The organism is Yoonia sp. R78084 (assembly GCF_044595625.1).
Classification (GTDB): domain Bacteria; phylum Pseudomonadota; class Alphaproteobacteria; order Rhodobacterales; family Rhodobacteraceae; genus Yoonia.
Genome location: NZ_CP138993.1, coordinates 1,702,898 through 1,726,402, shown reverse-complemented (window position 1 = coordinate 1,726,402; position 23,505 = coordinate 1,702,898). Strand labels below are relative to the sequence as shown.

Below are 23,505 nucleotides of genomic sequence, written 5' to 3'. Positions count from 1 at the left end.
GCAGGTGCAGCGGAAGTAGGGTGTTCTCAAGTCTCGTTTGGCGTGTTTAACTCATTCCAAAGCACATAAGTTTTTGGGAGGAAACAATGGCGTCGGTAACTATGACCGTGAACGGAAAATCCGTGTCGGGTGAAGTGGAGGGCCGCACGTTGATGTCGGATTTCCTGCGCAATGACCTGCGACTGACAGGCACGCACGTGGGGTGTGACACCTCGCAATGTGGTGCCTGTGTCATCCATGTAAACGGCGAGGCGGTGAAAGCCTGTACGATGTTCGCGGTTGAAGCGGATGGGGCCGAGGTGGCGACCATCGAAGGGCAGGCGAATGCAGACGGATCGCTGAATGTGATCCAGCAGGCGTTTCAGGATCACCATGGACTGCAATGTGGTTTCTGTACGCCCGGGATGGTGATGTCTGCGGCGGCATTGCTGAAAGAGAACCCGACACCCACGGAACGCGAAGTCCGTGAATATCTGGAAGGCAACATCTGCCGCTGCACCGGATACCACAACATCGTCAAAGCGATCATGGCCGCATCCGGTCAGGATGTGTCGGCCATCGCCGCCGAGTAAGCAAATTTTCGAGAAAAATTTGGGGCCAATTTTTCGATGAAAAATTGCGGCTCCGACAGGGAGGAATGAGAATGCCAAAAGATGGTGGAATAGGTGCCAGCACAACGCGCCGCGAGGACGTGCGCTTTCTGACTGGGAAGGGAAAATACACCGCAGACATCAATGTCTTTGGCCAGGCGGCGGCGATTTTCGTCCGCTCGACCGTGGCCAATGGTGTCATCAAATCCATTGATACATCGGCGGCAGAGAGCATGCCCGGTGTACTGGCGGTCTTTACCGGCGCGGATTTCGTCGATGTTGGGGGCAACCCTGCAGGCTGGCTGATCAACAGCCGCGACGGCGAGCCGATGAAAGAGCCCAAGCGCCCGGTGCTGGCCCATGGCAAGGTGCGCCATGTGGGTGATGCCTATGCCGCTGTCATCGCTGAGACCGAACAGCAGGCCCGCGACGCCGCCGAGGAGATCATTGCCGATATCGAGGAGCTGCCTGCGATCATCAACATGGCTGACGCCTTGGCGGGTGACAATCTTGTGCATGACGAGATCGGCACCAACCAGTGTTTCGACTGGGGCTGGATCGAGGACAACCGTGCCGCCACCGATGAGGCGATCAAGAACGCACCGCATGTGACGACGCTGGAACTTGTGAATAACCGTCTGGTGCCCAACGCGATGGAGCCACGGGCCTCGATCGGGACTTATGACGCGGCAGGCGATTCCTATCTGCTGCAAACGACTTCGCAGAACCCGCACCTGACGCGGTTGCTGATCTCGGCATTTGTTTTGGGTATTCCCGAAAACAAGCTGACCGTCATTGCCCCTGATGTGGGTGGCGGTTTCGGCTCGAAAATCTACCACTACGGTGAAGAAGCGCTTGTGCTGGCGGCCTCGAAAAAGGTTGGACGGCCTGTGAAATGGGTGGCCGATCGCACCGAAAGCTTCCTGAGCGATGCGCATGGGCGTGACCACGTGACCAAGATTGAACTGGCCTGCGAAAAGGACGGCACCTTTATTGCTTTCCGTACCACCACGCTGGCCAATGTGGGGGCGTATCTGTCGAACTTCTCGACCGCGACGCCGACCTTCCTGCATGGCACCTTGATGGCGGGTAACTATACGGTGCCCAACGTTTATGTGAATCTCAAAGCAGTGTTCACCAATACCGCCCCAGTGGACGCCTATCGCGGGGCCGGGCGGCCAGAGGCGACCTATTCGATTGAACGCGTCATCGACATGGCGGCTCGCGAACTGGGGATGGACCCCGTGGAACTGCGGCGCAAGAACTTTATCAAGCGCGAGCAGTTTCCTTTCACCAGTGCGGCCGGACTGGAGTACGACAGCGGCGACTATGATGCGCTGATGGACAAGATGGAGGCAATTGTAGATCGCAAGGCCTTTGAAGAGCGCCGCAAGGCGAGCGAGGCGAAAGGCAAGCTGCGCGGTCTGGGCATCAATGCCTATGTCGAAGCCTGCGGTATTGCGCCCTCAAATCTTGTTGGCGTGCTTGGGTCCCGTGTGGGCCTGTATGATGCCGCCACGGTACGCGTGAACGCGACTGGCAACCTCAGTGTCATGGTGGGCGCGCATAGTCACGGGCAGGGACATGAGACGGTGTTCCCGCAGATCGTGGCGGATATGTTGGGGATTGATCCTGCAGCGGTCGATATCGTGCATGGTGATACTTCGAAAATTCCATTCGGGATGGGCACTTACGGATCCCGCAGCCTCGCGGTTTGCGGATCGGCCATGGTCCGTGCGACCGAGAAGATCATCGCCAAGGCCAAGAAGATCGCAGCGCATATGTTGGAAGCTTCTGCCAATGATGTGGATTTCGCCGAAGGGCAGTTCACGGTCAAAGGCACGGATAAGTCCGTCAGCTTTGGTGAGGTCGCGCTCAAGGCCTATATCCCGCACAACTATCCGCTTGAGGATATTGAGCCGGGACTGGAGGAGACAGCCTTCTATGATCCGGCCAACTTTACCTATCCGTCAGGCGCCTATGCCTGTGAGGTGGAGGTTGATCCAGAGACTGGCAAGGTCACGATTGAACGCTTTACCGCCTGTGATGATTTTGGCAACGTCATGAACCCGATGATCGTCAGCGGACAGGTGCATGGCGGTGTTGTTCAGGGTATCGGGCAGGCCCTGCTGGAAAACACCACCTACGACGAAAACGGCCAGCTTTTGTCGGCAAGTTACATGGATTACGTCATGCCACGCGCCGATGATCTGCCGTTTATCGCGGTCAGTCATGATGGTGGGACGCCCTGCACGCATAATCCTCTGGGGGCCAAAGGCTGTGGCGAAGGCGGTGCGATCGGATCGCCACCTACGGTCGTGAATGCGGTGATTGATGCGCTGCAATCGGGCGGCAAGAACGTGACCCATATCGACATGCCTTTGACGCCTGCGCGCGTCTGGGCCGCCATGAACAACGCATAAGGGAGACCACAGATGTATGCTTTTGATATTGAACGGCCTTCCACGATTGCGGATGCGGTCAAAGCGTTGAAAGAAGAGGACGCGCAGGCGCTGGGCGGGGGGCAGACACTGATCCCCACGCTGAAGCAGCGCCTGGCGATGCCCTCTGCCTTGGTCAGTCTGACGGGCATTGGCGAGATGAAAGGCGTGTGTCTGGCCGATGACGGTGCGGTTTGCATCGGGGGCGCGACCAACCATGCCACTGTCGCCAAAGAGGCGGCAGCGCATTATCCGGGGTTGGCGGGGCTGGCCGCCAATATTGGTGATCCTGCGGTGCGCAACCGTGGCACCATCGGCGGATCGCTTGCCAACAATGACCCGTCCGCTTGCTATCCTGCGGCGGCATTGGGATCAGGCGCCACGATCATCACCAACGCGCGCGAGATTGCGGCGGACGACTATTTTCAGGGGATGTTCGAGACCGCCCTTGAAGAAGGCGAAGTGATTACCGAAGTGCGCTTTCCGGTGCCTGAAAAATCGCACTACCAGAAATTCGTGCAGCCCGCATCGCGTTTTGCCTTGGTGGGTGTCTTTGTGGCGAAATACGCGGATGGCGTCCGTGTGGCCGTAACAGGGGCCTCTGAAAACGGGGTCTTCCGCTGGAGTGAGGCAGAAGCCGCATTGTCGGCGGACTTCTCGGCCGCGGCACTTGACGGGCTGACTGTGCCCGCTGATGAGATGATCGCGGATTTGCACGGCTCGCCGGACTATCGCGCACATCTGGTCAAAGTCATGACGGGCCGGGCGGTTACTGCTGCGGCCTGAACCAAAAAGCCCCCGCGATTGCGGGGGCTTTTTTCAATTCCAGACGTTCCGGTCTTACTTCGTCAGTGGTCCGATCAGCATAACCATCTGACGGCCTTCCATTTTCGGGAAGTTCTCGACCTTGCCGGCTTCTTTGGTATCTTCGGCAACACGCTCCAACAATTGACGGCCCAATTCCTGGTGCGCCATCTCGCGGCCGCGGAACCGCAGGGTGATCTTTACCTTGTCGCCGTTTTCAAGAAACTTGAAAACATTGCGCATTTTCACTTGGTAGTCGTTGATATCCGTGTTCGGACGGAATTTGACTTCCTTGATCTCGATGATCTTCTGCTTCTTACGCGCCTCAGCTTCTTTCTTCTGAGTCTCGTACTTGAACTTGCCGTAGTCCATGATCTTGCAAACCGGCGGGTTGGCGTTTGGTGAGATTTCCACCAAGTCCAGGCCAGCTTCGTCGGCCATTTCCATTGCACGTGCGGGAGTTACAACGCCCACATTTTCGCCATCCGCCCCGATCAGGCGGATTTCATCCGATCTGATACGCTCGTTAATACGTGGGCCGGTTTCGCGTTGTGGTGGTGCGTTATGAGGTCTGCGTCCTATGGTCTTTATCCTTGCGTTGTTCCAAAAAGGTAAGGGGCAAACTAAACCTCTCGCTGGTTACCTTCAACCCGGAAAAGATGCGGTTTTCCGCCGATTTTTCCCCTGCGATTGCACTTTCTCATTCACTGCCCATCTGACATACCGCACAGCAAGGCCCAGTGGGGGCCCAAATATATCAATTTGGAAGGAGATGACCCATGCGTGCGATCATTATTCTCGTCGTTTTGGCGGTCGCTGGTTTTTTTGGATACCAATATGCAGCCCAAGGGCGGACACCGGGTGAGGCCGTTGGTGTCTTAACAGGGGCCACACAAGAAGCAGAACGCGCCGCTGCAGAGGCGCAAGCCGCCGCCGAGGCTGAAGCTGCAGAAGCAGCGGCATTGGCAGCCGAGCAAGCCGCTGCAGCGGAAGCTGCGGCAGAAGCCGAAGCCGCTGCTGCACAAGAAGCGGCAGAGCAAGCCGCTGCCGAAGCAGAAGCACTTGCCGCTGAACAAGCTGCCGCTCTCGAAGCTGCAGCGCAGGCCGCTGCTGAAGAGGCCGCAGCTGCAGCACAAGCCGCCATCGATTCCGCAACTGCTGCGGGCGATCAGGCAGCGGATGCTGTCCAGGGCGCGCTGGATAGCGCAACGGACGCAGCAACTGATGCCGTCAACGCGCTGAGTGGTACAACCGAAGAAGCCGTTGATGCCATGACCGAGGACGCAGCCCCGGCAGAAGCTGACGCCACACCGGACGCTATGCTGTCCGAGGACGGCGAAGTGCTGACCGTCGAAGGCTTCGACTTTGATAGCGTTCTGGAGATCGTGCAGAACTCCGAACTGTCTCAGATGCAGAAGACAGTATTGACCACGTCGCTGGAAGGCGCGCGTAACCAGCCGGAATTGCTTCAGCCTGTGCTTGAAAGCATCCGTGAAGCGCTTGGCATGTAAACCCGTGATAGCAACAAACAAAGAAGGCCGCGTGATCACTCACGCGGCCTTTTTCTTTGTCTTAACGGCGGCTTAGTCGAGGAATGCTTTTTCCACGACGTAATGCTGTGGGTTCGAATTTGCCCCTTCAACCAGCCCGTATTCTTCCAGCATGTCCTTGAGCTCAAGATTGAAGGCAAGGTTGCCGCAGATCATTGCGCGGTCGGTTTCGGGCGACAGTGGCGGTACGCCCAGATCGGCAAATGCCTCGCCCGAGCGCATCAGGTCGGTGATCCGGCCCATCTTGGGGCTCTCTTCGCGGGTGGTTGTGGGGTAGTATTTGATCTTTTTCCAGAACCCTTCGCCGATCACTTCGTTCAGCAATTCGTCGGTTTTCAACGCCTCGATCAGGTCGCGGCCGTAGGTCAATTCACCGACTTCACGGCAGGTGTGGGTGATGATCACCTCGTCATAATCTTCGTAGGTCTGCGGTTCGCGCAGCAATGACGCGAATGGCGCAAAGCCTGTGCCGGTGGCAAAGAACCAGATTCGCTTTCCGGGCAAAAGAGCGTCATGCACCAGCGTGCCCACAGGTTTGGGGCGCAGGATCAGTTCATCACCGGGCTGGATATGTTGCAGGCGGGATGTCAGCGGGCCGTCTTGCACCTTGATCGAATAGAACTCCAACTCTTCATCCCAAGAGGGCGACGCGATGGAATAGGCGCGCAGCAGCGGCTTTTGCTTGCCGGTTTTGGGGTCGGGATCGCCCATCAGGCCAATCATCACAAACTCGCCCGACCGGAACCGCAGCGAGGCAGGCCGCGTTACCCGAAAGGAAAACAGACGGTCCGTGTAGTGCTTTACTTCGGTCACGGTCTGCGCGTCAGGCAGGGTGGGCACGGCTTTGGCGGTATCTAAAGTCACAGGTTTTTGCTCGGTCATATCATTCATGGCAGCCCTGATAGGGCCGCCCTCCGGTTTAGTCGTTGATCTGGATCAGGGAAAGGGGTGCGGGTCTATTCTTTGCCGATTAGCCGCGCAAACGGGCCTGATAGTGGTGCTTTTGCCAGTCTGCACGGTAGAGCCATTGCTCTTCGGGCTGGCGTGCGGCGAGGGCGTCATCAATCTCGATCTCGTCAAAGCCGGACCGGCGCGCCATCGCGTATTGATCGGCCAGCACATGACCCTTGGCGCGCAAGCGTCCCTGATAGCCCGCCCGCCGCAACAGTGCCGCAAGCGTAAAGCCGCGCCCGTCTGCCGAGGATGGAAAGTCAATCCGGATCATCTTGGCCTGTGTCAGATCGGCCAAGGCGTCAGGTGACGTGTCGGACGGCAGGTCGATGCCATAGCCGCAATCATTTGCGGCTTTTTCACCCAAGCCGACAAAACCTGCGGTGAAATCATCCGTTTGAAACCCGCGGTCTGTTATAATCACACTCATGCTGCCTGTCCTTGTCGTACGGCTTTGCCATTCTCAAAATGAATCCCGCATTCGGTTTTGTCGCTACCACGCCAGCGCCCTGCGCGCGGGTCTTCATGGTCGCTCACGCGGGTGGTGCAGGGCAAACAGCCGATGGAGGGATAGCCTTTGGCCACCAGCGGATGGCGTGGCAGGTTGTGATCGGTAATGTAAGCGTTCAGATCGGCAGAACTCCACTGGACAAGCGGGTTGATCTTGATCTTGCGGCCGTCCTTTTCAAACAGCGGGAGCGACGCACGACTGCCGCCTTGAAACTGTTTACGGCCCGTGATCCAGCCGTCAAAACCCTCAAGCGCCTCAGCCAAGGGCCGGGTCTTGCGCAGATCACAGCAGGCGTCTTTGTCGGCCTGATGCAAAAGCCCGTCCACATCCTCGGTCAGCACCGCGTTGCGGTTTGGCGTAATCACGCGCACATCACGCAGGCCAAGATGTTCCGCGACCTCTTTTTGATAGGCCAGTGTTTCCGCGAACAGCATTTCGGTATCGAGGAAAATGACCGCCGCGTCCTTGTCGATCTCGGACAGCATGTGCAAGAGCACGACACTCTCGGCCCCGAAGGATGACACCAAAGCAATTTTGCCAAGTTCCACATCATCCAACGCATGGCGCAGCACAGTTTGCGCATCACTCTTGCGGTGCAGGATATTGCGACGTTCAACGAGTTCTTTAAGCGGCATTTGCTTTATCCTCTCGTGGGTAAAGGATGGCTTTGAAAGGCTCCATTCCCAGACGGCGATAGGCCTGCAGGAAGGTTTCATCCGCGTCTTGGCGCAGCGACAGGTAACCAGTCACAAGGCGTTCGATGGCAGGCACGATTTCATCCGCAGAAAAGCCGGGACCGGCGCGTTCACCGATTGTCGTGGTCTCGGTCCCGTCACCGCCCAGCGTGATCTGGTAGTTTTCCACGCCCGCACGGTCGAGGCCAAGGATACCGATGTGGCCCACATGGTGGTGCCCGCAAGCGTTGATGCAGCCCGAGATTTTGATCTTCAACTGGCCGATTTCGTGCTCGATCTTGAGCTCGTCGAAACGGGTCGCGATCTCTTGTGCAATGGGGATCGAACGGGCGGTGGCCAGCGCGCAGTAATCCATGCCGGGGCAGGCGATGATATCGGACGCAAGGCCGATATTGGCCGTCGCCAGATCCGCCTCACGCAGTGCCGCATAGACCGCAGGCAGGTCGGATCTATGCACATGGGGCAGGATGACGTTCTGCTCGTGGCTGATGCGCAATTCACCGTGACCGTATTGCTCGGCCAGATCGGCCATCACGCGCATCTGGTCCGAGGTCGCATCGCCCGGCGTGGCACCGTGTTTCTTGATGCTGATCGACACGATGGCATAGCCTTCGGCCTTGTGCGCGGCGAGGTTTGTGTCGCTCCATGACCGGAAGGCGGGGTTTGCAAGGCGCGCGGCCTCATACCCGTCAGTGGATTTCGTCACAAAGGCGGGTGGCGCAAAGGCGGCCTCAATCTCGGCCAGCAGTGCTTGGTCGTGGCCTGTGAAATCAGTGCGGATATCGGCAAAGCGGGCTTCGACCAGCTCTTGTATCTTTTCCAGCCCGTTTTCATGCACCGTGATCTTGATCCGCGCTTTATACTTATTGTCGCGGCGGCCCAGCAGGTTGTAGACGCTGACGATCGCCTCGCAATACGGCAGCAGATCGGCCTTGGGCAGGAACGCCCGCAGCATCTTGCCCACCATCGGCGTGCGGCCAAGACCACCACCGACGATAACCTCAAAGCCCGGCTCGCCCGCGTCATTGCGGACCATGCGCAAACCGATGTCATGCGCTTTGGTCACTGCGCGATCATGCGCCGCACCGGTCACGGCGATCTTGAACTTGCGCGGCAGGAACTGGAACTCTGGGTGATCCGTGGACCACTGGCGCAGCAATTCGGCAATCGCGCGCGGATCCTCGATCTCATCGGCAGCCGCACCGGCAAAATGATCGGCGGTCACATTGCGGATCGTGTTGCCCGAGGTCTGGATTGCATGCATGCCGACATCGGCCAGCGCATCAAGCATATCCGGCACATCCTGCAGCTTGGGCCAGTTATACTGGATGTTCTGGCGTGTGGTGAAGTGGCCATAGCCCTTGTCCCAACGGTCCGCGATATAGGCAAGCTGGCGCATCTGCGCGGGGTTCAGCGTGCCATACGGCACCGCGACCCGCAGCATATAAGCGTGCAATTGCAGATAAAGACCGTTCATCAGGCGCAACGGCTTGAATTCATCTTCGGTGAGTGACCCGTCAATGCGGCGTTCCACTTGCGCGCGGAATTGGGCGACGCGGGTGCGCACGAAGGCTTCGTCAAAATCGGTGTAGGTATACATGATTACAGTTCCACTTGCTTGCCGTGGGCGTAGTTTGAAGGACCGCGTGTGCGGAATTCTTCGCGGAAATGGGTCGGCGCAGGGCCGTCTTCGGTGGCTTTGGCATCCGCCAGATAGGCCCCTGCGATTTCATCCCTGCGCGATTGCGCCTCAAGCAGGCGAAGCTCGGCGTGGGCCTCATCTGTCAGCAGCTCGGCTTCGCGGATGTCGCGTGTCCATGTGTCATCCTCTGCCAACCAGACGGCATCGCCTTCCAGCAAGGCGTTGGCGGTGACCACTTTGGGTGTGAATGTACGGGCCATTATGCAAATTCCTTTTGGCTGATCGCCAATGCTGCGGCGTCACGGGGGGCAAGGCCGAGGAAGGTGATGGCCGGGCCTTGCAAATTGGCTTGGGTCAGGGTGGGTTCGAGTTCGGCCAGCGTGGTCGCGATGATCTGTTGATCGGCGCGGCTGACGTTTTCGATAATCGTCACAGGTGTTGCCGGATCAGCGCCATGCATCAGCAAGCGGCCCTGGATAAAACGGGCCGATTTCTTGCCCATGTAGATCGCCGCCACTTCACCGGGGGCGGCCAATGCTCGCCAGTCGTGATCGGCATAGCCTTTGGTGTCATGCCCCGTGATAAGGCGCACCGCTGAGTTGCGCCCGCGCTTGGTCAGGCTTTGCCCGATGTTGGCGACAGCGGCAGAAGCCGCCGTGATGCCCGGGATGATGGTGTAGGGGATGTCATGCGCCGCGATTGCGGCGATTTCTTCGTCCAAGCGGCCAAAGACTGTGGGATCGCCGGCTTTCAGGCGCACGACATGGTGGCCGTCCAGCGCGTGTTGCACGATCAGCGCGTCGATATCGGACTGCGCCATCGCTTTGCCAAAGCCTTCTTTGCCTGCGTCGATGATAATTGCTTCGCGGCGGGCAAGTTCCAGAATCTCGGGCGTTACCAACCGGTCGTGAATAACAACATCGGCCTTATCCAGCGCATTGCGGGCCTTCAGCGTCAGAAGTTCCGGATCACCGGGGCCTGCGCCGACAAGATCGACGGAACCGGATTTCCGCTCCTGCATGATGTGGCTGTCCAGAAGCGTCTCCAGTGCGGGGACAACCGCGTGTTCACCTGCATCGGCCAACGCCTTGGGGCCTGTGCCGAAATAAAAGGCCGACCAGAAATCACGGCGCTTGCGGCCCATCGGCAGCACATCAACCGCGTGGCGGAAGGTTTTGCCGATCCGCGCAAGCACACCCAGCGATGTAGGCAGCCGTGCTTCCAGATCGGCTTTGATCGCGCGCGCCAAAACAGGGGCGGCACCCTCTGTCCCGATTGCGATTGTCACCGGATCACGATCCACAATGGCCGGGGTAATGAACTGGCTGTCAGCAAGGTTGTCGACGATATTGACCAACGCACCCTCGGCATGGGCAATCGCAGCCACGCGGGCGTCTTCGGCGTCATCCTCGTTGGCGCCATAGAACAGCGCAGCGCAAATTGCGTCACCTGGCTCCATGGCGCGCTCGATGATCCGCAGCTTGCCCTGATCGGCCCATTTGCGGATATCGGGTGCGATCTCGGCGGCGATGACGGTCAGATGCGCCTCGGTCTTCATCAGCAAACGCAGCTTGGCCATTGCGGCATCACCACCGCCTGACAGAACGATGCGGCGGCCTTCGACGGCAAGGAAGATCGGGAAATGCTTCATAGCGAACCTCAAATTTCTTAGCTTCAATATAGAACATCGTTCTGCTATTTGCCTCCCCATGATGCCAGTTAAGGACATATGTTCTGCCTTGCTGCGAATTTGGACTGCCTGTCCTATGATTGAGGGGATTTAAGAATGTCGGTACGCATAGACGCCACAGACCGGAAGATTTTAGCGGCACTTCAGGCGGATGCGGCGCAATCGCTGGACGATATCGCCAAGGCTGTGGGGTCCTCCAAGACGCCTGTTTGGAATCGCATTCGCAAATTGCGTGAGGCGGGGGTGATCGGCCAGCACACAGTCTTGCTCGATGCCGAGGCGCTTGGGTTTGAGGCCTGTTTCTTTGTTCTGATCCGCACGTCCGAGCATGATGCCGAGTGGCAGGGGCGGTTCCTCAAGGCATTGAAGTCACGACCTGAAGTGCAAGAGGCGCATCGTTTGGCGGGGGATATTGACTATATTTTAAAGGTGCGCGTGCGCAATGCGCGGGCCTATGACACGTTCTATCAAGCCCTGATTTCCGAGGTGAAAGTGCATAATGTGACAGCACTTTTGTCGATGGAAGAGATTAAGTCGACCGTGGCTCTACCACTCTAAAATGAACGATGTTCAATATTTTTGTTGACGGCGCAATTCCGGCTCTCTAGATATGTGAACAATGTTCATATTTGGAGAGACACCATGCGAACGATAAAGATCACAGTCACCCTCGCGACACTTGCTTTGGCAGCAGCCTGTGCTGCACCCAGCGCACAGCATACTGCCCAATCCGCCAACCACATCGCGGAAGCCGCCAGTCATGGCGCGGCGGCGGTGGCATCAGGTGCCGCGACTGTTTCGGCGGTGCCGATCATCGCGACAGGAGCTGCGCTTTCAGTAACCGGCGCGGCAATTGAGAGCGTCGGGACCACCTCTGTGGCGGTTGGTAGCGACGTGTTGGAGGCGGGACTGGGCACCTGCCAGACCATGCAAACGGCAACATGTGTAGCGGCTGATGGCCCGCCACGGTTGGACTAGGGGGAGGCCATGATGAAACGTCTTTTTATTATTCTTGTGTCGGCGATAGCTGCCTTCACCACGCCGTCTTTCGCAGGTAGCAGTGCAGCCGGCAACCCCGTTCTGCCCGCCGATGAGGTCGCCAGTTTCGCCAACCGTGTGCAGCGCGATCTTGCGTCGCGCGGCGCCAATGTGGCCATTGTTTCGCGGGTCGGGCGTGATCCGTCCGTCCTGCCGGACGGGATCAACTATACTCATGTCGCTTTTTGGGTTTTCGCGCAGATCACCCGCGCTGACGGCTCAACGGGGCAGGGGTACCGCGTCTATAATCTCTACCAGCGCGAAGGTGATCTGACCCAGAGCGACCTTGTCCAAGACACACCTGCCGATTTCTTTGCTGGAGCGCATAGTCTGGACGCCGGTGTGATCATCCCTGATCCGCGCCTGCAGCGCAAACTGCTGGCCGTGATTGACAGCCCGACCTATGCCGCCCTGCACAACGCCAACTATTCGGTGCTGGCCAATCCGCGCACGGCACAGTTTCAGAACTGCACCGAGCATACGTTGGATGTGGTGATGGCAGCCCTCTACGACACGGATGATCGCGCCCAAATAAAAGCCAATATCGCCGCCTATTTTGCACCACAGCCCGTGCCAATCAACGGATTGCAACGCCTTTTGGCGCCCGCTGCGTCACAGGCGCTGACCACGGTCGATCATGGTGCGCAGGTCGGTACAGCAACCTTCGGCTCCATCGCGCGGTTCATGGGCGATAATGACCTTGCAGCAGAGATTTACCGGATCACGCCCACGGCGCTGACACGGTTCTGACCCTAACGGCTGGTGGAGACCATCAGCCGTTCCAGCCCGTGAAAGTGATACACATCGCCATAGACCGGAGCTTCGGTCAGGCGCAGATCGGGGCAGCGTTCAAACAGGACCTCAAGGGCGATCTGAAGCTCAAGACGGGCCAGTGGCGCGCCAACGCAGAAGTGGATGCCGCCCCCGAAACTTGTGTTCTGCGGGCCTTTGCGGGTCGGATCAAAGGAATCAGCGTCCGTATAGACCTGCGAATCGCGGTTTGCAGAGCCCAGCAGACAGGCGATCTGGTCACCGCGCTTGAAGGACTGGCCGCCCAGGGTCACATCCTCATAAACCCAGCGCGTGAACAGATGCAGGGGCGGATCGTAGCGGATCACTTCTTCGACCAAGGCTTCGTCGATCTCGCGCAGACCCTGTTCCAGCAGCGTCTTGGTGCCATTGCCCAAAGTATGCACTGTCGCCTCGTGCCCTGCATTCAAAAGCAGGATGCAGGTGCTGATCAACTCATCCTCGCTCAGACGAGCGCCGTCTTCTTCGGCGGCAATAAGGGTCGAGATCAGATCATCGGCAGGAGTCTTGCGGCGGACCTGAATGTAGCCGCGCATGAAGGCGACAAAATCATTTGTGGCGGCTACAGCGGCTGCCTCGATCTTTGGGGTGCGGCGGGCCTGATACATTGCCACCATGGCGTTGGACCAGCGTAGCAAATCATCGGCGCGTTCTTCGGGAACACCGAGAAGGCGCGCGATAATGACCACCGGCACTGGTTGGGCATAATAAGTTAGCAAATCAAAGGGTTGATTTGGAAACCTATCAATCAACTCATGGCAGAGTTGGCGGATGTCAGGGCCGAGTGCGGCGACTGTTCTGCTCGTAAACGCACGCAGAACAAGGGATCGCAGACGGGTGTGGCGTGGCGGTTCAATCGCCAGCATCGAATGGTCCTCAACGTCATAAAACGGCCGAAGATGTGTGGGGATATCGGGTGCAAGTTCAGGTGGACATTCGCGCCCCATCCGTTTGTCGCGTAGCACTGCATGCACCATCTTATGCGACACAGCACAGGCCATCTCAAAGTCGTCCCACCAGATGAAATCACCTGCACCACGGGCCTGCGCATAGAACGGATATGGGTCTTGAACAAAGGCCGGATCAGTGGGGGATTTTTGAAATTTTTGCATGTCAGAACATTTGTCCGACCGCCCTGCAGATTGCAAGCGGCAGCGAAATATTTGCATGTCATGCTGCACCTGCGCCGCGACGTTCTGACGCGGTATGCGGCCAGTTTTCCCATGTTAACATGCATACAGTTGGATACAAATAGTCGTCGGGAACAGATGACATTGTGAATTCCGTAGCCAACATGGGAGGGACGTTCATGGCCAACGCGCCTATGGACGAGAACGCGTTTGATCGCTCAGAGTATCGTAGGGCCGACCGCCATTTCCGGTTGGTCGGAGAGAAACTGCCGGAAGAGGCTGTCTCGGCCCTTGCGCGCGAAGTTGTAAGGCGTCTTGCTTTTCGAATGCCACATGCGTTGAAAAAAGAAGATTTGCCAACGAAGTCAGATATCGAGCAGTTGTGTGGCGCATTGCTGTCGAAAACTGATGATGCGGCAGACAACTTTATTCTGTCGGCGCGACGCGACGGTGTTGCGCTTGAGGCGATCTATCTGGGCTATGTGGCAGGTGCTGCCCGCCGCTTGGGCGAGATGTGGGACAATGACGATATTTCGTTCATTGATGTCACACTGGCCTGCGGCAAGCTCTATCGCATCATCCGTGGCCTGCGCCATGTGATTGCCCCCGGAATTTTCGGCGACAGGGACGACTGGCCTGCGATGTTCGCGCTGGTGCCAGGTGAAACCCACACGATCGGGATCGAGATCGCCACTGATGTGTTCCGCCGTGAGGGCTGGGATGTGGATATGATGGTGGCGCTGGATCATGACACGCTCATCGAACAGTCGGAGCGGCGCAACTACAAAGCTATTGTGCTGGTTGCCAATTCCGACGGGATGATCGAAGCGCTGACACGGTTGGTGCTGGCCTTGCGTATCTCGCAACCGCTGGCGCATGTGATTGTGGCGGGCAATATCCTGACGCACCATGCGGATATCATTGATGTGGTCGGTGCGGATGCTGTGATGGAAGACATCGAAACCGCGGTCCATACACTGCGTGATCTGATCAATATCGACGCGGGCTAGGCCTTTTCGAGTGCCGAAATGATGGGCGAGAAAGCCTCGGCGGTCAGGCTGGCCCCGCCAACTAGGGCACCGTTCACATTTGGCACGGCAAAGATCTCTGCGGCGTTACTGCCTTTGACAGAGCCGCCATAGAGCAGTGACATTTCTGTCCCGTCACTAAAGCGGTCTTGCAGGCGTTTGCGTATATGGGCGTGGACTTTGGCAATCTGGTCGTTTGACGGCACTTTTCCGGTACCGATCGCCCAGACGGGTTCGTAGGCAATGACCGTATTCAGCGCATCCGCTGTTGCCGGTAGCGAGCCTGCAAGCTGCCGATCAATGACATCAAGCGTTGTGCCGTTTTCACGCTCGTCGAGTGTTTCTCCGATGCAGATGACCGCAATGAGCCCCGCATTATAGGCCGCTTGCGCCTTTGCCGCGACCAGCGCGTCGGTTTCCCCGTGGTCAGTGCGGCGTTCGGAGTGACCCAGCAGCACATAACTGGCCCCGGCGTCTGCAAGCATTTCAGCGCTGATGTCGCCGGTATGTGCGCCCGCCTGAGCTGTGTGGCAATCCTGACCGCCGATATCAAATGGCGTGTCTTCGCAGGCGGAAATCAGGGTGAAGGGGGGGCAGATCAGGATCGCGATATCCGCATCGCCATGTTTGTCTTCGAGCTTCTCTAATTCGGCCAGTGTGCTTTGCGTCCCGTTCATCTTCCAGTTACCTGCGGCGATCTTACGGGGCATAGCGGCGTCCTTATTCCGGTAAAGCAAGAGTGCGTTTAGCTAACTCGCAGGCCTCTTGGCCCACGTCAAGGGCAGCCACGGCATTGGACCCGCAGCACCGCAGTGAATTGACAGGTCACCGACATTTTTCGGAACAGGCCGGCCGTCGCGGGTGGCTCTTGCCGGAACGCGCAAAAGGACTCTCTGCGCGCTTGCTCAGCTGGTGGAAAGGTTCTCGTCAAACTTGATCAACTCGCCGCAACCACATGCGTCAACAACGTTGGGATTGCGGAATTTGAAGCCCGCTTCGAGGAGTGAGACTTCGTAATCAATCTCCGTGCCGAAAAGGAACATCTGCGCCATTGGCGCAATCATGACACGTGCGCCATCCTGTTCGACCACCTCATCCAGCGGATCAACCTCGGTCACATAGTCCATGGTGTATTCCATGCCCGCACAGCCGCCTTTCTTGACGCCGATGCGCAAGCCCTGATGACCGTCTTTTGCCATCAGCTTGGCGATTTGTGCCGCGGCTTTGTCGGTGATGGTAACCGCTTGTTTGCCTGGAATGCCGAACATGAAGTGCTCCTTTGCATCCAATGTAGGTGAGATGGACCGCGCACTCAAGGTGCGGCTGTGCCAATGCCAGAGAATGTGATCAGGCTGGCGGCAGTTTACATGAAGCCCAGTTCAAGACGCGCTTCGTCTGACATCATATCCATACCCCATTGCGGCTCGAACGTCATCTCGACATCAACCTGTTTCACGCCCGGCAGGGGTTCAACTGCATCGGCGACCCATCCGGGCATTTCACCAGCCACAGGACAACCCGGGGCAGTCAGGGTCATGATGATGTTAACGGCGTTATCTTCCGAGATATCAATCGTGTAGATCAAACCCAGATCATAGATGTTCACCGGAATTTCAGGGTCGTAGACAGATTGGCAGGCCTTGACGACATCCTCGTAAAGGGGGTGATCGGTCGTTGATGGCGCAATCATTGGCGCACCTTCAAGCTGAGCGTTACTATCTGTCATGGTCTTGGTTCCCGCAATTCCTGAGCAAACATATAGGGATTGGGCGCGGGGGCGTAAAGGGGGTGCGAGGCAAAGTGCCAGATCGATGACACGGTCGGTCGGGGCAACGCGGGCCCGTACAGCCAAAATTGGCGCAGGATCAATGACGCCGTGTCTTAAAGGGCCATAAAGCGACCCAGTTCACGGTGTTCCAGTCGATTGTTTCTGGGGGCAGTTTCTTAATCAGTTCGCGCCTGCATTGCTGCGCATCCTTTGGGCAGGCGCTGGCGGAGCGCATCACCGCGACCAGTCTTTCGATATCGAGGTTGACCGGGACATCGCCCTTGGCGCAGTGCTGCGGGCGGATCGCCTTTGTTTGTTTTTGTTGCACGGGCTCTTGAACGGGGGGGACCGGTGCGAAGGTATGTGGGAACATTTTCATCAGACAGAACTTTCACTAGTACACTTACGGCCCAGTTGCATGTCCATGCCAAGGTTCGGCACATTCTTCGCCGGGATCGATAGACGCGATGGCAACTGCCAAAGCGCCGAGTTTGCAGCGAATATACAAGCGGTCTATTCGCTGCGGCAGACTGTGGCGACCACGCGATTGAGGCGGAAGCCACTGGTTGCAGCCTGATCAGTAAATTTCAGGAATAACTGAAAGACATTTACTCATCATAAGGCGCTGCGTTCTATTCGAGAGGCTAATTTTGATAAGCAATGATCAAGATATAACAATTTCTATGTATGAAGTACACCTGACCTAAAGACTAGTAAGCAGTTGTAATCATGTCATTTTTGACATATTTTCACCCGTTTTTCGCCGCAATCCCCCACATTGCCGCCATCCTAGGCAGCATTTGGGTCTGCATTATTGCTCTGCCTGTCGTGTCCTTCAGCGGGCAACAGGCGCCTGATGCGCTCAGACTGACCTTGCGGGGTTACTCATCCGAAGGAGGCCTGCCAAAAACCGAAGCCCCTTGGCAAATTCAGCGATATCGGGGAAGAGGGGCGTATGACCCAACGCTTTTCATTCGCCCTGACCGCCACTGATGGCAAAGCCCGCACCGGCGTAATCTCAACCCCGCGCGGGGATATTCGCACGCCTGCATTTATGCCTGTTGGCACCGCCGCCACCGTCAAGGCAATGATGCCTGAAAGTGTCGCTGCGACCGGTGCTGATATCTTGCTCGGCAATACCTATCACCTGATGCTGCGCCCCACGGCGGAGCGGATCGACCGCCTTGGTGGTCTGCACAAATTCATGAATTGGGACAAACCGATCCTGACCGACAGCGGTGGTTTTCAGGTCATGAGCCTTGCCGATTTGCGCAAGCTGACCGAGAAGGGCGTGACCTTCAAAAGCCATATTGACGGCTCCAAACATGAGCTGACGCCCGAGCGCTCGATGGAGATACAAAAGCTACTCGGGTCCGACATTGTGATGTGCTTTGACGAATGTCCGGCACTGCCCGCTGATCGCAAACGTATTGCCGAAAGCATGGAATTGTCGATGCGGTGGGCGCAGCGGTCGCGTGATGCCTTTGGTGACAGGCCGGGCCATGCGCTTTTTGGCATCCAGCAAGGCGGCTTGGAAGAAGATCTGCGCGCGCAGAGTGCCGAAGCGTTGAAAGCTGTCGAGTTTGATGGCTACGCTGTGGGCGGTTTGGCCGTGGGCGAAGGGCAGGAGGCGATGTTCGGCGTGCTTGATTTCGCACCTGACCAATTGCCCGTCGATAAACCCCGCTATCTGATGGGCGTGGGCAAGCCCGACGATATCGTAGGTGCTGTCAAACGCGGGATTGATATGATGGACTGTGTGCTTCCCAGCAGGTCCGGCCGCACCGGCCAGTTGTTCACCCGCCGCGGTGTGATCAATATCAAGAACGCGCGCCATGCGGATGACCCCCGGCCACTAGATGAACATTGCACATGTCCGGCTTGTTCCCATTATTCCCGCGCTTATCTGCACCATGTGTTCCGTGCGCAGGAAATGATTTCCGGTATGCTTCTGACATGGCATAACCTGCATTATTTCCAGGAGATCATGCAGGGGATGCGTGATGCGATTGCAGCAGGCCGCTTTGCAGACTGGGAGGCCGAATTCCACGCCACCCGTGCGCTTGGGGATATCGCGCCGCTGTGACCCAGTCATCGGTTCTCATTAACGCAAGTGACGTAACACTTGCGGGAACGTTGGTTGTTCCGGATGCGGCTAAAGCGGTTGTTATTTTTGTGCATGGCTCTGGCCCGATGGATCGGGATGAGAACAGTAAAGGCGCGAAGCTGAATATCTTCAATACCTTGGCGGACGCGTTCTTTAATATTGGCGTTGCGTCCCTGCGGTACGACAAGCGCGGCGTCGGGGCCTCTGGCGGGGATTTCAAACGCTTGCACCAGTCTGAAATGGTGGCGGATCTCATAGCTTGCATAGCGTGGGTGCAGAGCCACGGTCTGGGGCCTGTCTATCTGTGCGGTCACTCCGAAGGAACGGCCATTGCACCCGCTGCCGCGGCACAGGCCGATGTTGCCGGATTGGTTTTGCTCTGTCCTTATCTGACGCCTGGTCCGGATTTGTTGCGCTGGCAGGCGCAAAAAGCGCAAGCCGATATCGCGGGTCTGACGGGGATCACAGGGGTGCTCGCACGGCTAATCACCAAGGTGTTTGGTGGTCCTGTTGCATTACAGGAAAAGCTGATTGCGCGGGTGCTGGGCAGCAGTGCCGATTTCGTCTGGCTGGCGGGAAAGCGTGTTCCGGCGCGCTGGTTGCGTGATTTCCTGAAGGCAGATGTGGCGGCACTTCACCGGACAAACCAGCGCCCCACCTTGGTTTTGGCGGCCGGACGTGACTGTCAGTGCCCGCCTGCGGATGCAGCAAAAATCGCGCAGATGAACCCGCAGGCGCGTCTGGCGCAGATTGATGACTTGTCGCACCTCTTGCGTGCGACCTCTGAAGCCGGCTTTATGGACTACAAAAGACAATTGTCTCAGCCGATGGACCCGCGTGTGGCAGACTTCGTCTGCGCGTGGCTTGCCGAGAAGACGTAAGCTCACCACAGGCGACGTGCCACGAGCATCGCATATTTTGCGGAAAACTTTTCGTCTTTGCAGGTTGCGGTCACATCGCGGGACAGGCAATCTGCGACAAACACATCAGATGTCTGTTGAAACCAATCAAGGTTCACCCCACATATTGATGCCAAGAGGAGACGCTCCATGTTGCCGCTAAAGCGGGACCGGCGCGTCTTGCCGAGAAAAGGAAAAGAGCATGCAAGAACCGTTGAGTTCATCCTATCCCGTCCTGCCGTTGCGCGACATTGTGGTGTTTCCACATATGATCGTGCCGCTTTTCGTGGGCCGTGATAAATCTGTCCGCGCCCTTGAAGAGGTGATGCAGGACGACAAGCAGATTTTGCTGTCCAGTCAGGTCGACCCCGGTGAGGACGACCCCAAAGAGGACGGCATCTACAAGACAGGCGTTCTGGCCAATGTGCTGCAGCTGCTGAAGCTGCCGGACGGTACCGTGAAGGTGCTGGTCGAGGGCCGTGCGCGCGTCAAGATCACAGGTTTTGTTGCCAACGACAGCTTCTTTGAGGCGTCATGTGAATACCTGACTGAAACCGATGGCGATCCTGCCGAGATCGAGGCGCTTGTGCGCAATGTCTCGGCCGAGTTCGAGCGTTATGCGAAGGTCAAGAAAAACATCCCCGAAGAGGCCATGGCCGCTGTCGGCGATGCGACCGAGCCTGCGAAACTGGCGGACCTTGTTGCCGGTCATCTGGGTATTGAAGTCGAACAAAAGCAGGGGCTTTTGGAAACGCTTTCCGTGTCCGAGCGGCTGGAAAAGGTCTTTGGCATGATGCAGGGCGAAATGTCCGTGCTGCAGGTCGAGAAAAAGATCAAGACCCGCGTCAAATCCCAGATGGAGCGCACCCAGCGTGAGTACTATTTGAATGAGCAAATGAAGGCCATTCAGAAAGAATTGGGCGATGGTGAGGACGGCCAAAACGAGGTGGATGAGCTTGAGGCGAAAATCGCCGAGACCAAGCTGTCCAAAGAGGCCCGCGAAAAGGTGGATGCCGAGCTGAAGAAGCTCAAGAACATGTCGCCGATGAGCGCCGAAGCCACTGTTGTGCGCAACTATCTGGACTGGATTTTGGGCGTGCCATGGGGCACCAAATCCCGCACGAAAAAGGACCTGCACAAAGCGCAGGCGATCCTTGATGCGGATCACTACGGTCTTGAGAAGGTCAAGGAACGCATTGTCGAATACCTTGCGGTGCAACAACGCTCTGCCAAACTAAAGGGCCCGATCATGTGTCTGGTCGGCCCTCCGGGTGTGGGTAAGACGTCGTTGGGCAAGTCGGTCGCCAAGGCCACAGGGCGCGAGTTTATCCGCATCAGCCTTGGTGGTGTGCGTGACGAATTTGAAGATCCGCGGTCACCGCCGGACCTATATCGGCTCGATGCCCGGCAAGATCATTCAGGCGCTGAAAAAGGCGAAGACCACGAACCCGCTCATCCTGCTCGACGAGATCGACAAGATGGGTCAGGATTTCCGTGGTGACCCTGCATCGGCAATGCTTGAGGTGTTGGACCCTGAACAGAACAGCACATTCGTCGATCACTATCTGGAGGTCGAATATGACCTTTCGAACGTGATGTTCCTGACGACGGCGAACTCCTACAACATGCCCGGGCCGCTTCTGGACCGGATGGAGATCATTTCGCTCTCGGGTTATACCGAGGACGAAAAGGTGGAAATCGCCAAGCAGCACCTGTTGCCGAAGGTCATGAAAAACCACGGTTTGAAGGCCAAGGAATTCTCGGTCTCCGATGACGCATTGCTGGCCATGGTGCGGGTCTATACCCGTGAAGCCGGCGTGCGGAACATGGAACGTGAGCTGGCCAAGGTCGCTCGCAAGGCTGTGACCATGATCGTCAAGAAAGAAGCAGATGTGATCGAAGTCACGGCTGCCAATCTTTCCGACTTCCTCGGCGTGGAAAAGTACCGCTTCGGTCTTGCCGAAGAAAGCGATCAGGTCGGTGTTGTGACGGGTCTGGCTTGGACCTCTGTGGGTGGCGAGCTTCTCAATATCGAAGCGCTGCGCCTGCCGGGTAAAGGCCGGATGAAAACCACCGGTAAGCTGGGCGATGTGATGAAGGAATCGATTGATGCGGCGTCATCCTATGTGCGCTCTATCGCGCCCGAAATCGGGGTGAAGCCGCCGAAATTCGATACCATCGACATTCACGTCCACGTGCCGGACGGGGCGACACCAAAGGACGGGCCAAGTGCCGGTCTGGCGATGGTGACGTCGATTGTGTCGGTGCTGACGGGTATTCCGGTCCGCAAGGATATCGCCATGACGGGTGAGGTGTCTTTGCGCGGCAACGCGATGCCGATCGGTGGTTTGAAGGAAAAACTGCTGGCGGCGCTGCGTGGGGGTATCACCACAGTGCTGATCCCGCAGGACAACGCCAAAGACCTGCCCGATATCCCGGACAACGTGAAAGAGGGGCTGACCATCATCCCTGTCAGACATGTCTCTGAGGTGCTGGAACATGCGCTGGTCCGCAAGCCCGAGCCGATCGAGTGGGACGAGGCCGCGGAAGAGGCAGCCGCCGCCGCACTCAAGGCGCAGGACGGCGGTGAAGGCGCGCGCGCGCACTAAGTTCGGAACATCGTCTAAAACAATGAGGCGCCCTTGCTTGCAAGGGCGCCTTTTGCATGTGCTATCTGCTTGACGTTGCTGGCCGCAAGGGACGTAATGCCGCCAACTAGTAAAGGGATGAACGCACATGGCACGGACGCCGAAAGAAGAGCCGGAAACTGCGAAAACTGATGAGGCAATGCTCAAAAAGCCGGAACTGCTTGATGCAGTGGTGGCGCGCACGCACCTCAAGAAGCGGGATGTGAAACCCGCCGTTGAGGCCGCTTTGGCCGTGCTGGGCGAGGCACTGCGCGACGGGCAGGTCGTGAACCTGCCGCCTTTGGGCAAGCTGCGTGTGGTCAAGACAAAACCACTCGATGGTGGTGCTGCCGTTGTCACGCTGAAATTACGGACACCGAAGGATGCTACTGTGGCTGCCTCGTCCGATCCTGACGACGCGTGAACGAGGCACCGTTTTACCCGCAATGAGCTTTCCTGAACTCTATATCCTGCGCCACGGCGAAACGACGTGGAACGCCGAAAACCGGATGCAGGGGGATTTGAACTCGCCCCTGACTGACAAAGGCCTGCGCGATGCGGCAAAGCAGGGTGTAATTCTCGGTGCGCGCGATTTGACGGGCTTTGTGTTTCTTACCAGTCCGCAGGGCCGTGCGTTCCAGACGGCAGGAATTGCTCTGGCAGGGATTGCGGATCATATCCGCACCGATGATCGTTTGCGCGAAATCGGGGTCGGGGATTGGTCGGGGCGCCTGCGCCATGAGCTGCCCATGCCGAAGGGCAAAGACCCGTTCATGGCGCAATATGAAATCGCTCCGAACGGCGAAGGCTTTGCGCGGCTCAAGCAGCGATGCCTTGATTTTCTGGCAGATTTGCGCGGGCCGGCGGTGCTTGTCACGCATGGGATCACCAGCAGCATGATCCGTGGTCTGGTCGTGGGCGAAAAGGCCCATGCGCAGCGTAACAGCCATGGCGGGCAGGGCTGTGTTTACCACCTCAAAGATGGCGAACAATTCCTCTTGGAATAGGCTTGCACTACCCTGAACACTCGTCTAAATGATGCCGCATCGGGTGATTAGCTCAGTTGGTAGAGCGCTTCCTTTACACGGAAGATGTCGGGAGTTCGAGCCTCTCATCACCCACCATTCTTCATGACATCAAAGTGATACCGCGCTTGAAGGTGATTTGGCTTTCAATAGCACACTGATCGGCCACCCATTTGATCGTATCATGCCCTTTGGACCT

General features: G+C 57.5%; 24 protein-coding genes, 1 tRNA gene and 1 pseudogene. 14 read left to right on the top strand and 12 right to left on the bottom strand.

From position 1 onward, the window contains the following. Positions 1-86: 86 nt before the first annotated feature. The 3 genes from SJY29_RS08825 to SJY29_RS08815 all read left to right on the top strand — a co-directional run bounded on the left by SJY29_RS08825 (position 87) and on the right by SJY29_RS08815 (position 3,817). Entirely contained in the window at positions 87-572 is a 486-nt protein-coding gene (locus SJY29_RS08825; RefSeq protein WP_055292455.1) for a (2Fe-2S)-binding protein, read from the top strand. Between the two features lie 71 nt (positions 573-643). Then, positions 644-3,013 carry a xanthine dehydrogenase family protein molybdopterin-binding subunit gene (locus tag SJY29_RS08820; protein ID WP_400081944.1) on the top strand — a complete coding sequence of 790 codons (2,370 nt, stop codon included), beginning with the start codon at positions 644-646 and terminating at the stop codon, positions 3,011-3,013. 12 nt (positions 3,014-3,025) lie between these two features. Continuing rightward, the gene (locus SJY29_RS08815) at positions 3,026-3,817 is read left to right on the top strand and encodes an FAD binding domain-containing protein (protein WP_400081942.1); all 792 of its coding nucleotides are present in this window, start codon (positions 3,026-3,028) and stop codon (positions 3,815-3,817) included. 54 nt (positions 3,818-3,871) lie between these two features. Here the strand turns inward: SJY29_RS08815 and infC are convergent, their stop codons facing one another. Further along, the gene (infC, locus tag SJY29_RS08810; RefSeq protein ID WP_110279113.1) at positions 3,872-4,417 is read right to left on the bottom strand and encodes a translation initiation factor IF-3; all 546 of its coding nucleotides are present in this window, start codon (positions 4,415-4,417) and stop codon (positions 3,872-3,874) included. 197 nt (positions 4,418-4,614) lie between these two features. Here infC and SJY29_RS08805 point away from each other — a divergent pair, with 197 nt between their 5' ends. Then, complete coding sequence (locus SJY29_RS08805; RefSeq protein WP_400081939.1) at positions 4,615-5,346, top strand: hypothetical protein; 732 nt, start codon at positions 4,615-4,617, stop codon at positions 5,344-5,346. Positions 5,347-5,418: 72 nt separating this feature from the next. On the opposite strand, the gene SJY29_RS08800 is transcribed toward SJY29_RS08805, so the two are convergent. The 6 genes from SJY29_RS08800 to cysG all read right to left on the bottom strand — a co-directional run bounded on the left by SJY29_RS08800 (position 5,419) and on the right by cysG (position 10,835). Beyond that, positions 5,419-6,267, bottom strand: a complete 849-nt coding sequence (locus SJY29_RS08800) for a ferredoxin--NADP reductase (protein WP_400088873.1) — start codon at positions 6,265-6,267, stop codon at positions 5,419-5,421. Between the two features lie 88 nt (positions 6,268-6,355). Next, positions 6,356-6,766, bottom strand: coding sequence for a DUF934 domain-containing protein (locus tag SJY29_RS08795; RefSeq protein WP_400081936.1), 411 nt, complete (start codon positions 6,764-6,766; stop codon positions 6,356-6,358). Then, positions 6,763-7,482 carry a phosphoadenylyl-sulfate reductase gene (locus SJY29_RS08790; protein WP_400081933.1) on the bottom strand — a complete coding sequence of 240 codons (720 nt, stop codon included), beginning with the start codon at positions 7,480-7,482 and terminating at the stop codon, positions 6,763-6,765. The genes SJY29_RS08795 and SJY29_RS08790 overlap by 4 nt, the downstream gene beginning before the upstream one ends. Further along, a complete protein-coding gene (locus SJY29_RS08785) occupies positions 7,472-9,142 on the bottom strand; it encodes a nitrite/sulfite reductase (RefSeq protein WP_400081930.1) in 1,671 nt (556 codons plus the stop codon). Before SJY29_RS08785 ends, SJY29_RS08790 begins: the two co-directional genes overlap by 11 nt. A gap of 2 nt (positions 9,143-9,144) precedes the next feature. After that, the gene (locus SJY29_RS08780; protein ID WP_110279107.1) at positions 9,145-9,444 is read right to left on the bottom strand and encodes a DUF2849 domain-containing protein; all 300 of its coding nucleotides are present in this window, start codon (positions 9,442-9,444) and stop codon (positions 9,145-9,147) included. Then, positions 9,444-10,835 carry a siroheme synthase CysG gene (gene cysG, locus SJY29_RS08775; RefSeq protein WP_400081927.1) on the bottom strand — a complete coding sequence of 464 codons (1,392 nt, stop codon included), beginning with the start codon at positions 10,833-10,835 and terminating at the stop codon, positions 9,444-9,446. Before cysG ends, SJY29_RS08780 begins: the two co-directional genes overlap by 1 nt. Positions 10,836-10,970: 135 nt before the next feature. On the opposite strand from cysG, the gene SJY29_RS08770 reads away from it, so the two are divergent. The 3 genes from SJY29_RS08770 to SJY29_RS08760 all read left to right on the top strand — a co-directional run bounded on the left by SJY29_RS08770 (position 10,971) and on the right by SJY29_RS08760 (position 12,662). After that, the gene (locus tag SJY29_RS08770; RefSeq protein WP_327542664.1) at positions 10,971-11,432 is read left to right on the top strand and encodes an Lrp/AsnC family transcriptional regulator; all 462 of its coding nucleotides are present in this window, start codon (positions 10,971-10,973) and stop codon (positions 11,430-11,432) included. A gap of 84 nt (positions 11,433-11,516) precedes the next feature. Beyond that, positions 11,517-11,852, top strand: a complete 336-nt coding sequence (locus SJY29_RS08765) for a hypothetical protein (RefSeq protein WP_400081924.1) — start codon at positions 11,517-11,519, stop codon at positions 11,850-11,852. Positions 11,853-11,861: 9 nt separating this feature from the next. Beyond that, a complete protein-coding gene (locus SJY29_RS08760; protein ID WP_400081922.1) occupies positions 11,862-12,662 on the top strand; it encodes a DUF2145 domain-containing protein in 801 nt (266 codons plus the stop codon). 2 nt (positions 12,663-12,664) lie between these two features. Here the strand turns inward: SJY29_RS08760 and SJY29_RS08755 are convergent, their stop codons facing one another. After that, on the bottom strand, positions 12,665-13,834 hold the full coding sequence (locus SJY29_RS08755; RefSeq protein ID WP_400081919.1) for a cytochrome P450: 1,170 nt from the start codon (positions 13,832-13,834) through the stop codon (positions 12,665-12,667). A gap of 197 nt (positions 13,835-14,031) precedes the next feature. On the opposite strand from SJY29_RS08755, the gene SJY29_RS08750 reads away from it, so the two are divergent. Beyond that, complete coding sequence (locus SJY29_RS08750) at positions 14,032-14,862, top strand: B12-binding domain-containing protein (RefSeq protein ID WP_110279102.1); 831 nt, start codon at positions 14,032-14,034, stop codon at positions 14,860-14,862. On the opposite strand, the gene tpiA is transcribed toward SJY29_RS08750, so the two are convergent. From tpiA to SJY29_RS08730, 4 genes are all read right to left on the bottom strand, one after another. Further along, the gene (tpiA, locus tag SJY29_RS08745) at positions 14,859-15,590 is read right to left on the bottom strand and encodes a triose-phosphate isomerase (protein ID WP_400081916.1); all 732 of its coding nucleotides are present in this window, start codon (positions 15,588-15,590) and stop codon (positions 14,859-14,861) included. The two genes, SJY29_RS08750 and tpiA, sit on opposite strands and share 4 nt — an antisense overlap. 195 nt (positions 15,591-15,785) lie before the next feature. Further along, positions 15,786-16,148 (bottom strand): HesB/IscA family protein, encoded by a 363-nt coding sequence (locus SJY29_RS08740; RefSeq protein ID WP_400081914.1) that lies wholly within the window; start codon positions 16,146-16,148, stop codon positions 15,786-15,788. A 95-nt stretch (positions 16,149-16,243) separates the two neighbouring features. After that, positions 16,244-16,606, bottom strand: coding sequence for an SUF system Fe-S cluster assembly protein (locus SJY29_RS08735; RefSeq protein ID WP_110279099.1), 363 nt, complete (start codon positions 16,604-16,606; stop codon positions 16,244-16,246). Between the two features lie 139 nt (positions 16,607-16,745). Next, positions 16,746-16,976 carry a hypothetical protein gene (locus SJY29_RS08730; RefSeq protein ID WP_400081911.1) on the bottom strand — a complete coding sequence of 77 codons (231 nt, stop codon included), beginning with the start codon at positions 16,974-16,976 and terminating at the stop codon, positions 16,746-16,748. A gap of 627 nt (positions 16,977-17,603) precedes the next feature. Between SJY29_RS08730 and tgt the strand changes: the two genes are divergently transcribed. The 6 genes and pseudogenes from tgt (at position 17,604) to SJY29_RS08700 (ending at position 23,405) form a co-directional block, all read left to right on the top strand. Continuing rightward, positions 17,604-18,734, top strand: coding sequence for a tRNA guanosine(34) transglycosylase Tgt (tgt, locus tag SJY29_RS08725; protein WP_400081908.1), 1,131 nt, complete (start codon positions 17,604-17,606; stop codon positions 18,732-18,734). Next, positions 18,731-19,636, top strand: a complete 906-nt coding sequence (locus SJY29_RS08720; protein ID WP_400088791.1) for an alpha/beta hydrolase — start codon at positions 18,731-18,733, stop codon at positions 19,634-19,636. The genes tgt and SJY29_RS08720 overlap by 4 nt, the downstream gene beginning before the upstream one ends. A 220-nt stretch (positions 19,637-19,856) precedes the next feature. Next, positions 19,857-22,263, top strand: a pseudogene (gene lon, locus SJY29_RS08715) (endopeptidase La). Between the two features lie 127 nt (positions 22,264-22,390). Then, positions 22,391-22,705, top strand: a complete 315-nt coding sequence (locus SJY29_RS08710; RefSeq protein WP_400088789.1) for an HU family DNA-binding protein — start codon at positions 22,391-22,393, stop codon at positions 22,703-22,705. A 22-nt stretch (positions 22,706-22,727) separates the two neighbouring features. Then, positions 22,728-23,288 (top strand): histidine phosphatase family protein, encoded by a 561-nt coding sequence (locus SJY29_RS08705; RefSeq protein ID WP_400088787.1) that lies wholly within the window; start codon positions 22,728-22,730, stop codon positions 23,286-23,288. A 41-nt stretch (positions 23,289-23,329) separates the two neighbouring features. Then, positions 23,330-23,405 (top strand) — tRNA-Val (locus SJY29_RS08700). The last annotated feature ends 100 nt before the right edge of the window (positions 23,406-23,505 follow it).

Bases quoted from the DNA above. Each gene is read 5' to 3' on its own strand.
- SJY29_RS08825 (WP_055292455.1), top strand. From the start codon at position 87: ATGGCGTCGGTAACTATGACCGTGAACGGAAAATCCGTGTCGGGTGAA.
- SJY29_RS08820 (WP_400081944.1), top strand. From the start codon at position 644: ATGCCAAAAGATGGTGGAATAGGTGCCAGCACAACGCGCCGCGAGGAC.
- SJY29_RS08815 (WP_400081942.1), top strand. From the start codon at position 3,026: ATGTATGCTTTTGATATTGAACGGCCTTCCACGATTGCGGATGCGGTC.
- SJY29_RS08805 (WP_400081939.1), top strand. From the start codon at position 4,615: ATGCGTGCGATCATTATTCTCGTCGTTTTGGCGGTCGCTGGTTTTTTT.
- SJY29_RS08800 (WP_400088873.1), bottom strand. From the start codon at position 6,267: ATGACCGAGCAAAAACCTGTGACTTTAGATACCGCCAAAGCCGTGCCC.
- SJY29_RS08795 (WP_400081936.1), bottom strand. From the start codon at position 6,766: ATGAGTGTGATTATAACAGACCGCGGGTTTCAAACGGATGATTTCACC.
- SJY29_RS08790 (WP_400081933.1), bottom strand. From the start codon at position 7,482: ATGCCGCTTAAAGAACTCGTTGAACGTCGCAATATCCTGCACCGCAAG.
- SJY29_RS08785 (WP_400081930.1), bottom strand. From the start codon at position 9,142: ATGTATACCTACACCGATTTTGACGAAGCCTTCGTGCGCACCCGCGTC.
- SJY29_RS08780 (WP_110279107.1), bottom strand. From the start codon at position 9,444: ATGGCCCGTACATTCACACCCAAAGTGGTCACCGCCAACGCCTTGCTG.
- cysG (WP_400081927.1), bottom strand. From the start codon at position 10,835: ATGAAGCATTTCCCGATCTTCCTTGCCGTCGAAGGCCGCCGCATCGTT.
- SJY29_RS08770 (WP_327542664.1), top strand. From the start codon at position 10,971: ATGTCGGTACGCATAGACGCCACAGACCGGAAGATTTTAGCGGCACTT.
- SJY29_RS08765 (WP_400081924.1), top strand. From the start codon at position 11,517: ATGCGAACGATAAAGATCACAGTCACCCTCGCGACACTTGCTTTGGCA.
- SJY29_RS08760 (WP_400081922.1), top strand. From the start codon at position 11,862: ATGATGAAACGTCTTTTTATTATTCTTGTGTCGGCGATAGCTGCCTTC.
- SJY29_RS08755 (WP_400081919.1), bottom strand. From the start codon at position 13,834: ATGCAAAAATTTCAAAAATCCCCCACTGATCCGGCCTTTGTTCAAGAC.
- SJY29_RS08750 (WP_110279102.1), top strand. From the start codon at position 14,032: ATGGCCAACGCGCCTATGGACGAGAACGCGTTTGATCGCTCAGAGTAT.
- tpiA (WP_400081916.1), bottom strand. From the start codon at position 15,590: ATGCCCCGTAAGATCGCCGCAGGTAACTGGAAGATGAACGGGACGCAA.
- SJY29_RS08740 (WP_400081914.1), bottom strand. From the start codon at position 16,148: ATGTTCGGCATTCCAGGCAAACAAGCGGTTACCATCACCGACAAAGCC.
- SJY29_RS08735 (WP_110279099.1), bottom strand. From the start codon at position 16,606: ATGACAGATAGTAACGCTCAGCTTGAAGGTGCGCCAATGATTGCGCCA.
- tgt (WP_400081908.1), top strand. From the start codon at position 17,604: ATGACCCAACGCTTTTCATTCGCCCTGACCGCCACTGATGGCAAAGCC.
- SJY29_RS08710 (WP_400088789.1), top strand. From the start codon at position 22,391: ATGGCACGGACGCCGAAAGAAGAGCCGGAAACTGCGAAAACTGATGAG.
- SJY29_RS08705 (WP_400088787.1), top strand. From the start codon at position 22,728: ATGAGCTTTCCTGAACTCTATATCCTGCGCCACGGCGAAACGACGTGG.